The sequence below is a fragment of the Spirosoma validum genome (genome assembly GCF_014699035.1).
GTDB lineage: Bacteria > Bacteroidota > Bacteroidia > Cytophagales > Spirosomataceae > Spirosoma > Spirosoma validum.
Window position 1 is genome coordinate 142,177 of the sequence record NZ_JACXAA010000013.1, and the last position, 13,828, is coordinate 156,004.

The 13,828-nt window shown below is 49.6% G+C and carries 10 protein-coding genes; 2 read left to right on the forward strand and 8 right to left on the reverse strand.

Going from position 1 to position 13,828, the window contains the following annotated elements:
- Positions 1–3: 3 nt before the first annotated feature.
- The 5 genes from IC230_RS27370 to rpe all read right to left on the reverse strand — a co-directional run bounded on the left by IC230_RS27370 (position 4) and on the right by rpe (position 7,093).
- Positions 4–840: a transketolase gene (locus IC230_RS27370; protein WP_191042253.1), complete on the reverse strand. Its 837-nt coding sequence runs from the start codon at positions 838–840 to the stop codon at positions 4–6.
- A gap of 21 nt (positions 841–861) precedes the next feature.
- Positions 862–2,727: a glycosyltransferase family 39 protein gene (locus IC230_RS27375; RefSeq protein ID WP_191042254.1), complete on the reverse strand. Its 1,866-nt coding sequence runs from the start codon at positions 2,725–2,727 to the stop codon at positions 862–864.
- A gap of 31 nt (positions 2,728–2,758) precedes the next feature.
- Positions 2,759–4,795, reverse strand: coding sequence for an OmpA family protein (locus tag IC230_RS27380; RefSeq protein WP_191042255.1), 2,037 nt, complete (start codon positions 4,793–4,795; stop codon positions 2,759–2,761).
- 175 nt (positions 4,796–4,970) lie between these two features.
- Positions 4,971–6,380 carry an alpha-amylase family glycosyl hydrolase gene (locus IC230_RS27385; protein WP_191042256.1) on the reverse strand — a complete coding sequence of 470 codons (1,410 nt, stop codon included), beginning with the start codon at positions 6,378–6,380 and terminating at the stop codon, positions 4,971–4,973.
- Between the two features lie 41 nt (positions 6,381–6,421).
- Positions 6,422–7,093 carry a ribulose-phosphate 3-epimerase gene (gene rpe, locus IC230_RS27390; protein ID WP_191042257.1) on the reverse strand — a complete coding sequence of 224 codons (672 nt, stop codon included), beginning with the start codon at positions 7,091–7,093 and terminating at the stop codon, positions 6,422–6,424.
- Between the two features lie 258 nt (positions 7,094–7,351).
- Between rpe and ligA the strand changes: the two genes are divergently transcribed.
- Together ligA and dapA are read left to right on the forward strand one after the other, a co-directional pair.
- The gene (gene ligA, locus IC230_RS27395) at positions 7,352–9,493 is read left to right on the forward strand and encodes an NAD-dependent DNA ligase LigA (protein WP_191042321.1); all 2,142 of its coding nucleotides are present in this window, start codon (positions 7,352–7,354) and stop codon (positions 9,491–9,493) included.
- A 55-nt stretch (positions 9,494–9,548) separates the two neighbouring features.
- Positions 9,549–10,460, forward strand: coding sequence for a 4-hydroxy-tetrahydrodipicolinate synthase (gene dapA / locus IC230_RS27400; protein ID WP_191042258.1), 912 nt, complete (start codon positions 9,549–9,551; stop codon positions 10,458–10,460).
- Between the two features lie 20 nt (positions 10,461–10,480).
- Here dapA and IC230_RS27405 read toward each other — a convergent pair whose 3' ends face one another.
- The 3 genes from IC230_RS27405 to IC230_RS27415 all read right to left on the reverse strand — a co-directional run bounded on the left by IC230_RS27405 (position 10,481) and on the right by IC230_RS27415 (position 13,716).
- Positions 10,481–11,059, reverse strand: a complete 579-nt coding sequence (locus IC230_RS27405; protein ID WP_191042259.1) for a hypothetical protein — start codon at positions 11,057–11,059, stop codon at positions 10,481–10,483.
- Positions 11,060–11,188: 129 nt separating this feature from the next.
- Complete coding sequence (locus IC230_RS27410; RefSeq protein WP_191042260.1) at positions 11,189–11,386, reverse strand: hypothetical protein; 198 nt, start codon at positions 11,384–11,386, stop codon at positions 11,189–11,191.
- 98 nt (positions 11,387–11,484) lie between these two features.
- A complete protein-coding gene (locus tag IC230_RS27415) occupies positions 11,485–13,716 on the reverse strand; it encodes a DUF5916 domain-containing protein (protein ID WP_191042261.1) in 2,232 nt (743 codons plus the stop codon).
- Between the last annotated feature and the right edge of the window lie 112 nt (positions 13,717–13,828).

Genomic DNA, 13,828 nt, shown 5'->3' on the forward strand with positions numbered 1-13,828 from the left:
AAGCTACGCCTGGGTTTCGTGAGCCAGTAAATACCGCTCATTCACATCCGTACAGGCCTGTTCATACTGGGCTTCTGTCATCGGAAGATAGTGCCATTCGAGCCGGTTTTCCATGTACGACACGCCCTTGCCTTTCACTGTTCGGGCAATAATGACCTTTGGTTTTCCATTCTGGTTTTCCGGGTCAGTTAGTCGATCCAGCGTAGTTAATACGTTGTCTACATTATGGCCGTCTACTTCAACCGTGTCAAAGCCAATTGCCTTCCAGGTACGAACATCGGCCGTATCGCCCATCACATCGGCTGTATTACCAAAGCCCTGTAATCCATTTTTGTCGATCAGAATGATCAGGTTATCCAGCCCATGCTGAAGCGCAAAATGAGCAGCTTCCCAGGTTGTGCCCTCGTTGGTTTCGCCGTCGGACATGAGCACAAATACCCGGGAATCATCACCCAGTAACTTCCCCGCCTGGGCAATACCCGTACCGATAGGCAAGCCATGGCCTAACGAACCCGTTGCAAACGGAATTCCCCGATGCTGGTTAGGGGCCGGATGCGCTGGTAACGTAGTGCCATTGTGATAATACGTTTCCAGGACTTCATCCGAAATTTCACCCAGGTGATTTAAGCAAGCGTAGAGAGAAGCCGCTGCGTGGCCTTTCGATAGTAAAAATGTATCTTGTTCGCGCTTGCGTAAAACAAGCGTTGCAATCATCAGATCGACGCAGCTCAGCGAACAGCCTATATGACCGGCGTGGGCCTGGTGATAAAGACTCAGTATTTTTAGTCTCAGCTGGCCCTGAAGCATTTGTAGATCTGTGATTTCGTTGGTCGAGGTCATAACTAGTTGATGGGATGAAGCTTATTCAGAGTCGCCGTAGCGATACATACCGCCCTGAAAATCAAAAATAGTAATTTTTTTGTCCGAATTACCCTTGACCAGCACAATCCGGTCCCGCTCGTTCGGGTCGACGCGCTGGATGTATTGCGCATCTTTGGGTAAATAAACGTTCACCATTTGCGCGTCAATGAGCGTAACCGGCGAATACGTTTTATCGATCTTTTCCGAGTAGATGATTCGCTTTTTATTCGGGTATAAAATCGTATCGCCCGGTGCGTACAATTCCTTCAGTCGTTGCGCAGAAGCCCAGTAAGGATTGGCAATACGAGCTTTGCCGAAGTAGGTATACTTTGGCGACTCATCAGCATAAATCTCCCCCAGCAGTTGACCAATGTGTACACCCTGAAGCACTAGCAATGTGGCTATCGGTAAACTAAACCACCAGTGGAGTTTTGGGAGTTGCAGTAACCCCATGGCAACCAGAATGCAGACGTATGGAAACGAAAAACCTGAGTACCGTTGCGTAATTCCGAAGGTATGACCCGAACGCCAAGCCATAAAGAGTAGAAAAAACGTCGGGATGAACGTCAGGAACAGTAGCAGGATAACGATGCGTTTCTGATCGGAGTTTATGTTGTCAATAATGAAGCGAACGATCAGATAAATAAACGGGATCGAAACGGACAGCACCAGCAGACGTAGTGGTGTTACCGTATAAACCGGTAACCCTGCCAGTAAAATCAGTGGGAAGGCTACATACACCCAGACCGGTGGTTTAGGGACAGTGAAATAACGGTGCAACAGCCCGGTGGCCAGCACGCTCAACCCCAAAGCTGGAATGGAATTCCGCAAACCAGTTAGCTGATTGCCTAAGCCGTTCGTAATGATGAACAAATCCGAAAAAATAGGGATGGCCCGAATTGAAATATTCGGAAAGGTAGCCGGTAGAATAAGACCATAGCCACTACCGGTTGGGTTGGTAAGGGCAATGTGTCGGTAAAAATTCTTTTGCTGTTCTAACGTAAAGAACGTGTATTTGCCGCCCCCGAAAAAAAACCATAACGAGACGAGCCCTAACCCCACCACACTGGTAATACCCAGCGTAATCCAGGCTCGGCTGTTACGTAGGTACAGTAACGCGTAAAGACCATGGCATAGAAATACCGTAATGGCCAGGTAGTGCGAGAGTACAGCCGTAACAAAAACAAAACCATAGGCAACGTATAACACCGGCAACGAAACCGCGCCAGATGCGGCCGGGGAACGTATCGAATCCTGCGAACGAACGCGCTCCTGAATCAGTAAGAACAGGTGCGTAGCCAGCAACGTCAGGAAAAACGTCATGGAATAGTTGCGAGCAATATGGCTATAAGAAACGAAAAACGGCTCGATCGTCGCAATGGCGGCACTCGTCAGGGCCAGTGTGTCGACGGAACGGTTACTAAGAGCTGGAAAACCTGCTGAACCTGTCAGACGGGATCCCGTCTGAAAATGCCGTCGGACAAAGACGAATAAGAGCCAGACGATAAGTACGCTAAAGATGACCGATGGCATCCGTAATGACGTATCACTTAGCCCAAACAGTTTCAGCCAGAGCCATACCACAGCATAATAGGCCGGGCTGTTCCCGATGTCGCCCCGGATACTGGCTTCAACGAAATCGGTAAACGTTTTAGGCTTCCAGAATTCAGCCGGAGTAAAGTAGGGTTTGCTGAAGACGTCTCTCTGATTAGATCCTTCCAGAACAACGCTCTGGCTAATCAAGAGCGTCGATTTTTCGTCGAAATAGATGCTGTACGTACCAACACGATACAGGCGAAGACACAACGCCAGCACCAACAGGGCGCTCAGCAAAAACAGTGTAGTGCGGGATAATGGGGTAAACATTGGGTCAAAACTACGCGCAAAATCCGGGTTCTCATAGTTTTAGAATCGTGAATTCTACCCGACGGTTCTGTTTGCGCTTCTCTTCCGTGCCGTTACTGGCAATGGGTTTGCTGGGGCCCAGCGCCTTTGTGAGAATGCGAGTTGGGGCGATTCCTTTTCCGGTCAGGTATTCTTTTACAACCCGAACCCGATCGCCAGAGAGTTTCAGATTAAGCTCCCAATCGCCCTGGTTATCCGTGTGACCTTCCACCAATAATTCCATAGCTGGGTGCGCTTCCATAATGCCCACGATCCTGTCAAGTTCATTATTGGCTCCCGGCGATAACGTAGACTGGCTTTGCATAAAAAGTATTTCCCGCATCACAATCTTCTGCCCCGAATCAACTTTTGCTACGTATAAGTTCCGGCGAATTTCCCGAAATCGTTTGTCGTTGCTCAGGTCGAGTGTTTCGGTCGTAGGAAAGTAGCCTTCCTTCTGAGCTGACAGCGTGTAAACTTTTCGAGCGGGTAGTATCAATTTATATTCACCCATTTCGGGACTATAATCTACTTTCGCTATTTCTGTTTGCTCACCAAACAGCCCAGCGATCACCGCTGCCGCAACCGGTTTTTTCGTAGTAGCATCCAGCACCTGACCCGATACGATAGCAACCGGATCGGGTTTAATGGCAGGAAATAATTTAAGCCGGAAAATATCATCTTCACCTACCGACCCCGCTCGTGAACTTAGGTAAGCGTAATCGCCTGAAGCGGGAATCGTGAAATAACCATCCCATTCGGGCGTATTGATCGACGGACCAAGATTCTCCGGTTCACTCCAGTTTGTCCAGGACTCATCGAGCCGCCGACTCACAAAAATATCACCATTACCATAGCCCGGATGTCCAGCCGACGTGAAATACAGCGTCCGACTATCCGCAGCCAGAAACGGCGAACTTTCCGCGTCGGCGGTGTTGATTACGTTGCCCAGGGATACGGGTTCCGCCCAGGTGTTATCGGCTTTCTGACGCGACAGGTAGAGGTCTCGATTCCCTTGTGTGTCTTTCCGTTGGAGAGCCAGAATAATGGAGCGTCCATCAGGAGAGACGCAGAATTCCATCTGATTTTTGTCGTGAAGGTTGTAATTGTTGGGAATCCGGCATTCAACCGGTTGCGACCAGCCCGTTTTGGTGCGAACGGATTTCGAAATCCCAAACGACAAGCCCCCATCGGGGCGATAGACGTTGAGAAGGTACATGGTTCGACCATCGGGGGATATGCTGTTAATGGCATTATCACCCGTGTTATTGATCGGTGAGCCGATATTAATGGCTTCACTCCAGCCGGATGCCGCTCCGGTGCCGGTCTGAAGGGTTGAGTACCACACATCCTGATGATCAGCAGCACCCGTGTTTCCTTTGTGATAGTTTCGGGTAAAATAGAGAGTTCGACCGTCGGGAGAAATCACGGGCGTAACTTCCTGTCCCGGCGAGTTAACCGTTTTGCCGAGGTTTTCCTTCTGAATATCTTTAGGCGTTTCCTTCGATAGTTTGATGCCCACGGAAACCGGTTTCGTATCCGTTGAGATACCGATAGCATCAATTTGGTTAATCCCTTTCAGGGCCGCGCCGTTTATAATAACTTTAAGCTGATGGCACAGAAAGCTAGTCTCTTTGGGGAAAACGCGTAGTAACGGATCGGTACGTTCCTGAATGCCAGGAGCCTGATAAACCAGATGCTCCGTATTTTTCTCATCATACGCGAGGATACGTATCACCGAACCCGGATTCACGTTTTCGGAGACCACAATCTGCTGGGCCTGTATCGGTTTCGCAAATCCCACCTGAATCCACTCATCGGCTGAGCCGTCGGCTTCCCGAGGTGCCCAGGCACAGGGGCTTTCGTCCAAAGCGAGTACTTTGCTGGGGTACCCTAACGCCTGCGACGCTTTATACTGCTCACCGCTGGTTCCTCCGGTCTTTTCCGACGACACACCCACAACACGGCTTGCCCATTGGATTGATTGTGACCGGCCACGTAAACTGACTCCCACGATCAACAGGATTGACAAGACGCTCCAAACTCGCATAAACGATAAAAATAACAAGCCGTTTATGAATCAACGGGAAGAAAATGACTATTAGTCTTTACGAAAAAATTGTCCGTTTAGATTGTCAGGAAATCTAAGGAAAAATCATGGAGTAGTCAAGTCGATTGGGCTGAACGGAAAGCGTAGATTCTTTCCGTAATTGAATAGCTGGACCTTAATTTGTCAGAACCCGGTAAGACCAGGGGGTAAGCGTTACGTTCATACCGTGTTTCACATCCACCGATTCATGACTGAATACTTCGGTGTAAGTACCAGCATACCCTGTGCCACCCATGGTGAAAGACTGTGTTTCCGGGCTAAGATTTATCAGGACAATTACCCGGTCGTTTTCGCTTTGCCGGTAAAAGACGTATACTTTATCGTCGTGATTTGTTGGGAGCTTTACGGCCCTACCACCCGCCAGACCGTTCCAGAGCGCCCGGTTTCGGTGTTTGAGCGTCAGTAGTGTCTCGTAAAAATCACTCTTGGCATAGTTACCCCAGGTGATCGTATCTTTTTCGAAAAACCGCAGCCGTTTGTTCAGATTCGATTCCATGCCATTATACACCAGGGGCATGCCCTCGAGCGTACTGCTCAGGACAACAAAAGCCTCGGCCCCTGGTCCAAACGATTCCTGCAACGTACCGTTATTCGAATTTTCGTCGTGATTCTGCGTGAACAGCATCTGATAATACCAGGCTGGAAACCGATTTTTGTTGGCCGCCCGTAGCGAGTCAATCTTATCGGCAGAAGCAGCACCCTTGGCGACGGCTTTCATCATATTGTGCATACTCCAGCCATAGTTCATGTTGAAGCAGCTTTTGAACTGGTCCGGTTCATCTTCCCATTCTGACAGCATAAAGACCGTCTTGATTTTGTCTAACTGCGGTCGAACTTCCGCCCAGAAGTCATTCGGGACGAATCCTGCTACGTCGCAACGGTAACCGTCTACCCCATAGTCGCGTACCCAGAACTGCATAGCCTTGATCATGCCCTCACGCATCTCGGGATTATCGTAGTTCAGATCCGCAACATCGGACCAGTCGGTGGGCTTGCCGGTTTTGGGGTCGACGGGCGTTGTCATGGCTCCGTTGATTTTTGTGTACCAGTCCGGATGCTCGTTTACCCAGACGTGATCCCAGCCCGTATGATTGGCGACCCAGTCCAGAATGACGTGCAGCCCCAGCGCATGTGCCCGGTTTACGAGCGATTTAAAATCTGCCATTGTCCCATAATCGGGATTTACGGCTGTGTAATTGGCAACCGCGTATGGGCTGCCCAACGTCCCTTTTTTGTTTTTCTGGCTGATCGGGTAGATAGGCATTAGCCAGACAATGTCAACGCCCATCTCCTTCAGGCGAGGTAATTGATCCTCAACGGCTTTGAAGGTGCCTTCGGGTGAGAACTGCCGGATGTTTACTTCATAGATCGTCGCGTTACCAGCCCATTCAGGAGCTGGTGGAGGGGTTGCCGCTGTGGTATCAGAAACGGATGTTTGGGCGTCGTCTTGATTCTTTTTGGGATCACGACAGGCTGTCACCAGTATGAACAGACTAAAGAAGACAGCCAGATATGATTTTTTCATGCAACGATTTATACTGAGTCAATGAGTGTTAAGAAAAGGGGTCAGGCTGTCAATGGCTGACGACTGTGTTTTAGCTGGCGGATCGCTTCCAGCGGATCATGGGCCTTAAAAACCGAATTGCCGGCTACCAGTACGTCTGCACCAGCGTCGAGAAGGGCTGAGGCATTGTTCAGACCGACGCCCCCGTCGACTTCGATCAGGGCTGACGAGCGATTGGCGAGTACTAATTGTTTCAGCTTCGCTACTTTCCGAAGCGTATGGGGGATAAAGGATTGCCCGCCAAAGCCAGGGTTTACAGACATCACCAGAACGACGTCTATTTGCTCCAGGACATCTTCTAACCCATCCACAGGTGTATGCGGATTAAGGGCAACTCCAGCCTGACAGCCTAGCTCGCGGATGTGGGACAGGGTTCGGTGCAAGTGCGTACAGGCCTCGTAATGAACATGAATAACCGAGGCACCCCCCTCAGCGAAAGCGTCGAGGTAGCGATCCGGATTCACAATCATCAGGTGAACGTCCAGTGGTTTCTGGCAATGTTTTTGAACCGCTTCCAGAATCGGAAAGCCGAATGAGATGTTGGGTACGAATTCACCATCCATCACATCGAAGTGCAGATAATCGGCCTCACTTTGATTAATTAGTTCCAGGTCGCGTTGTAAATTGGCAAAATCAGCCGCGAGCAGGGAAGGAGCAACAAGAGGTCGATTCATGTTTAACTGTACCGCAATGGAAAGTAATAGGTTGAAAAAGAAAGCCTTATCGATTGATGAGTGTAACAAACTCAAATTTTTATCCTGTAAAACTACTATTTTTTTGCATGAACCGTGAAACAACCCCAATATTACCTGCCGATTAAGTACCCGCCAGTACGACTCCTGATTAATCAGGCCATTCCGAAACAAAACCACAAAATTTTACCGGTACTTTAACGTATCCGTATTTACTACTTGCCTGTTGACATGAATGCTATGACCCCCCAGGAACGTATTGCCGAATTAACCCATCTCCTGAATTTTTATAATAATCAATATTACCAGAACAGCGTTTCGGAGGTAGATGACTTTACGTTCGATCAATTGCTTGCGGAACTAACTGATCTTGAAAAGCAGTACCCTGCGTTTCGGCAGCCGGATTCGCCCACGGTTCGCGTTGGGGGCACGATCAGTAAAGAATTTGCGACCGTTTATCATCGTTTTCCGATGTTGTCGCTGGGCAATACGTATTCGGAAGAAGATCTGGTTGAATTTGACAAACGTGTTCAGAAAGGGTTGAGTGGGCATGAGTACGAATATGTCTGCGAACTGAAATTCGATGGTGTGGCTTTGAGCATGACCTACGAAAATGGGGTACTGGTGCAGGGCGCAACCCGGGGCGATGGCGTTCGGGGTGATGACATTACCAACAACATCCGTACCATTCGCACAGTGCCGCTACGTGTGGAAGGGCAGAGGGCAGGGGGCGCAGGGCGCGGGGCCGAGCCTGCTGCAGGGCAAGTCGCCATTGATTTTGGAAATGATACCCCATTACCCTCTGCCTTTACCCCACTGCCCCCTGCTCTGTTCGAAGTTCGGGGTGAAGGATTTCTGCCGCTGGCCGAGTTTGAACGGATCAACAAAGAACGGGAAGATATTGGCGAAACGCTTCTGGCGAATCCACGTAACGCAGCTTCCGGTACGTTCAAACAGCAGGATTCATCAGCCGTCGCCAAGCGCCGACTCGACTGCTACGTATATTCGTTTCTGTCCGACCCAGAAGCGTTTCAGACCCATGAGGAAAGCCTGATCGCGATGAAACAGTGGGGCTTCAATGTCTCGCAGACCTGGCAGAAATGCGCTGACATTCGGGCGGTTATGGAGTACATCAACGAATGGGAGATGAAGCGGTTCGAACTACCACTGGCAACCGACGGCATCGTTATTAAAGTCAATCGATACGATCAGCAACGCGAATTAGGGTATACCGCCAAAAGTCCACGCTGGGCGATTGCTTTCAAATACAAAGCTCTGGCGGCCAGTACGGTGCTGAACGGTATTCGGTATCAGGTGGGTCGAACGGGAGCGGTTACGCCCGTTGCGTTGCTGACGCCCGTATTGCTGGCAGGAACCGTCGTTAAACGAGCTTCCCTCCACAATGCGAATGAAATCGAGCGGCTGGGTGTCATGGTAAACGACACAGTATTCGTGGAGAAAGGTGGCGAAATTATTCCGAAAATAACGGGCGTTGATCTGAACCGACGTACTGACCAGAGTCGTCCGATTGTTTATCCAACCACCTGCCCCGCCTGCGGAACGCCCTTAGTGCGAAAGGAAGGTGAGGCACACTTTTATTGTCCGAATGAACGTGGCTGTCCACCACAGCGCCAGGCTCGGTTCGAGCATTTTATTCAACGTCGGGCGATGAATATCGAAAGCCTTGGCGAAGGAAAAATTGAAATGCTCATTGACCGGGGACTCGTGCAAACACCGGCTGACCTTTACAGCCTGACGGGTGAACAACTGCTGGGTCTAGAAAAAATATTTCTGGATGAGGAGACGGGCAAGAAACGTATTGTCAGTTTTCGGGAAAAGACGGTCGATAACATTCTGACGGCTATTGAACGGTCTAAAGCGCAACCATTCGCCAATGTGCTGTTTGCCTTAGGCATTCGTTACGTTGGCGCTACGACAGCCGAAAAACTGGTCGACTATTTTGGGTCGATGGATGCCATCCTGAGTGCCAGTCTGGAAGCGTTACTGGCTGTGCCGGACACAGGGCCGCGCATTGCCGAAAGCGTAGTCGCCTGGTTTGCTGATGAAGAAAATCGAGCATTCGTTGAGCAGTTACGGGTTGCCGGATTGCAGTTTGTGGGCGAGCGAAAAGCCGTTGAGGCCGAAGGCGATACGTTAGCCGGTAAGACATTCCTCTATACCGGTACGTTCACCAACTTCACCCGTGAAGAACTCGAAAACCGTATTGCTGCAAACGGCGGCAAACTGTTAAGCGGGATTTCCAAGAAACTGAATTACCTGATTGTGGGCGAAAACGCCGGTCCGTCGAAGGTCGAAAAAGCGAAGAAGCTGAACGTACCAATGATCGGCGAAGACGAGTTCCTGGCAATGTTGGAGGTATGAGTATTTCCCCGTTAAATTCCCGTAACTTTGTAAGAATACATTCCCGTCTCCACTAATGGATACTCGTTTCCACTACGGCAAATTTCACGGCGTAGGTGTTGCCATCGTAACCCCTTTCAATGCCGACCAAACAATTGACTTCGACGGCTTTGGCCGCATTATTCGGCACATCTCTGAGGGAGGAGTGCGTTACGTCGTCCTTCAGGGCACTACCGGCGAATCGCCTACGGTGACTAAGCAGGAAAAAGCCCAGTTACTGCAGTACCTCAAGGAAAACAACCCAAAGAAACTCCCGATCGTATTTGGTGTAGGTGGCAACGTAACGGCGGATGTCGTGTCGGGAATGAAGAACATTGATTTTGAGGGTGTCGACGCGATTTTGTCGGTTTGCCCCTATTACAATAAACCTGGGAAACGAGGGGTTATCGAGCACTTTACGCGCGTTGCCGATGCTAGTCCTGTACCGGTTATTCTCTATAACATTCCATTCCGGACAGGCATCAATATGTCGGCCGAAACCATTTGCGAACTGGCTCAGCATCCGAATATTATCGGCGTTAAAGAAGCATCGTGTGTGATCGAACAGTGCATGGAAATTGCTCGCGATAAACCCGATGATTTTCTGCTGATTTCCGGCGATGACGTGCAGGGCGTTCCCATCATCAGCATTGGGGGCGTAGGGGTCATGTCGGTGATCGCCAACGCGTTTCCAGCTAAATTCTGCGGGATAATTGAAGCGGCTTTGCGGGGTGACTTTGCCTTCGCCCGGAAAGAACTTGGTCATTTCCTGCGCATCGATTCATTGTTGTATGAAGAGGGAAATCCAGTTGGTGTCAAGAATATTCTGGAGATTCTGGGTCTGATTTCGGCCGAGGTTCGGTTACCGCTCATGCGGGCATCCGACGACCTGAGCGAACGCCAGCGAGCCGTGCTTCAGCGCGATGGACTACTGGAACTGGTAGCATAAATGTTCTCCTAAAGAGGTCTTCAATAACGAGGACCTTTTTTGTTGAGAAATGTATAGCCTACTATGAAATTGCCCGCCAAGCCATAGCCATTAGGGGCAATTTTAACGCCTGTAGCGAAGTTCAGATATATATTACTCTGAAATGTACGCTGAATGCCCCACAATGCATTGACTGACAGTCCCTGCAATACGCCAATAGTAATTCTTGGTTCATAGTCGATCAGGAACGGCGGAAAAGTATAATTGGTCCGGATCATTAAATAATTAGCGGAATTGAACTTCGTGCTTTTCCCTTTGACATATCTACGCGAAAGATTATAAAAATAGCGACCGCCTACTGATACATACGTATTGATGTAAGGACTAAAGTTAAGCGAAATCGTGCCTCTCCCGATACTAAGGCCCCGTGAAGCCATAACACCGCTCTTCGGCCCTATTCGTGACTCATTAAGAATACCAGGGGCCAGTACAGTTAATCGCCAGACGCTCCGTTCCAGATAATTAACGGCCTCCGTAGTAGGGGCTGTCAGTCGCTGGCTAAAACCTGAATAAGAGATTAGCACAATCAATAAGAGACCGTATTTACCTGGACTGATCACAAATATTGAATGATAAGATTAATGCATAAGAATGCTGTAAACAGACTAAAAACTAAATATTGGTGAATGATTTTATTAAAAAAGCCGGACCTTACTAAAGACCGGCTTTTTAATGGAAATATAATTTTATCAGGGATTACTGCTGCCTCCCCCGCCAAACAATTTGGATACGAGCCAGATAACAATGCCAATTCCTACGATGACCATTAGGGCGCCTGTCCAGGCACCCGCCTTGAAAATATCACCGATCGCTGCACAACTGGTCAGAAACAGCGTTAGAAACAAAGCCACAGCGGCCACGGGGAAAATACGCAACAGAGTTTTCATAAACGTCGACTGGTTTGAGTGTAGTACGTTATCCGCTTATTCTTCGGCGGGTTGCACACTTAACTGCCACCAATTGAGTTTGTTTTCAGCGTTACGTGTCAGATGTTCCACCAATACGTCCACTTCAGCACTAAAGCCCGATTCTTAACCGAGAAAAACCCGGGGACATCCTGACCAATCTGCGCCGAATTGGGCAAATAATTGTCAGTGTAAACCAGGAAAAAGTCCGATGCGGGTTTGTAGCGCCATTGAATCCGGGCATTCACATTCATGTTTTTCTGCTGCTCGTTATACTGCACAAACGTAGTCAGATACAATGTATTCGTGAGGGTCAGGTCGAAGCGAGGACCAACCAGCCAGAACGTAGTACGTCCCCAGGGCTGCGGTAGGCGAATGTCGTTATAACTCGCGCTGGCGGCCAGGCTAACGTAAGGCTGAAACCGGTAGCCCAGATCGGCCGTCAGATTCAGTCGGGTGCCGTTGGCGTAATAACCACCGTAGCGTGATGAAAATCCATACGTGAACACGCTCTGAGGTTTCGAATCAAAATCGGTGCCCCAGGCTGTCCAGCTATGTTCCGTGCCGGTAGTCAGGGTTTCCCGGCCAGTATTGGTCGGATCGAACGGTTGGAGCAAGCGAACATAGTCCGTGGCCACCCAGGCCGTAAAAACGCTTCGGCTGCGGAACGTAACGGCATAGCTCAACGTACTTTCATTATCACTCTGTTTCCAGGTTGGATCGAAAAAATACATAGACGTCAGCGTTGGACCATGGTTCAGAACTGGGCTACCCGTTGGCAAAAAGGTATACCCTATTGTTGTCATGCCTCGCTCATAACCCCTGCGCGGAACGTACCCGGCTTCGGCAGTGTAGTATTTGCCGACAGACTCAACCTGACCACTTATGAGCCATTTACGACTAAAATACTGCAAATTAGCCGCGTAAACGGCATCGTCACCGGGTTGGTCGGGACTGAACGATTTGACATATAAAGCCTTTCCTGACCAGAGATTATTCGCTGAGGCCAGGTTGTACTCCAACCCTAAATTGCGATTATAACGGGAATAAAGAGTTTTGTCGGTAACAGACTCGTTCGAAAGCGATTCTTTATTGACGAACATAAAACCCACGTTGGATCGGGCCGATACGCGTCGCTGTAAGGCTACGACGGCAAAATTCTGGGCGGGCAATCCGGTATCATCAACGCGCCCGGTTTGCATATCCATGATACCAATGCGCCAGTCTTTGTTGAGTTTACCGCTTAGTCGTGCCCCAAAACGAATGGGTACACCTCCCAGGCCAATCCGGCGACTAAAAAACGGACGAATCGTTGCGTAACCAAAGTTGGTGAACTGATCCCCATTCTCTAAAAAAAACTGCCTTTTTTCGGGGAAGAAGAGCTCATAACGGTCCAGATTCGTCACCTGCTGATCGACATCTACCTGCGAAAAATCAGGATTAACCGTTAAATCCAGATTCAGCGACGATGTAATAGCCACTTTAGCGTCGATACCCGCGTCGAAGCGGCTCTTGGTCGGCACGCCATTTTGATAATCTCGGGTAATGCCCGTTAACGCATATGGAATCAACGAAATATTCGGGCCGGGTTGCGGTGGAGGCTGATCCCAGACCAGAACACCGGTCAAAGCCAGTGACGCCGTCGGGAATTGTCGCTGAATGGGTGTCCAGGACGATTTTTCGGTTGTTTTCAGATCCTGCCGACTGAAGTTGATGCCCCAACGGGAAATCCCTTTTTTGTACCGGATGGTTTTGAACGGAATCGCCAGTTCAAGCACGTAGCGGTCGTCGTAGTTCCGCACGACCGATGCCCATTTGTTATCCCAGCTCAGATTAGCTTTCCCCCCTTCGTACAACAAGCCATCCCACTGCGCTCCGGCAGCATTCGTGCCGAAGGTAAAGCCGTTGGTTTGGTCGTCGAAGGTATCCATGAAGAAAATAAAGTTGTCGTTTTTACCGAAGGCCCAGTCGCGCCGGAGCGACTCGACAATGTACGGACCCGCTACGTAGCCGTGGTAGCAAACGGCACTCAGATAAATTGTATTAGCGTCATACGTCATCCGAACATCGGTACGGACGCGGGCGCGGCTGGTGTCCATGGGCAACACCATCCAGAAATTCGTTGCCACCTCCGCAGCCTGCCAGGCCGCTTCGTCGACAACACCATCGAGCGTAATCGCCGACGTAGCGCGGCTGATGTGAAGCTGATAGTTCTCATTTTGCTTCTGAGCCAGCAAGGATGAGTGACTCAGGAATAAAAAGATAAATGGAAAAAGCAGGAGAAATTTCACCAAATAAATAGGTCTAAGCATCAAACAGGAAAGCGGGTAAGTCATTGCTTTTACCGCATCAAGTTGACCATAAGCGTTACTCAATAGAATTTTTTTTGTGTGGTGTCAGGTTTTCGGGCCCGACACCACCCGA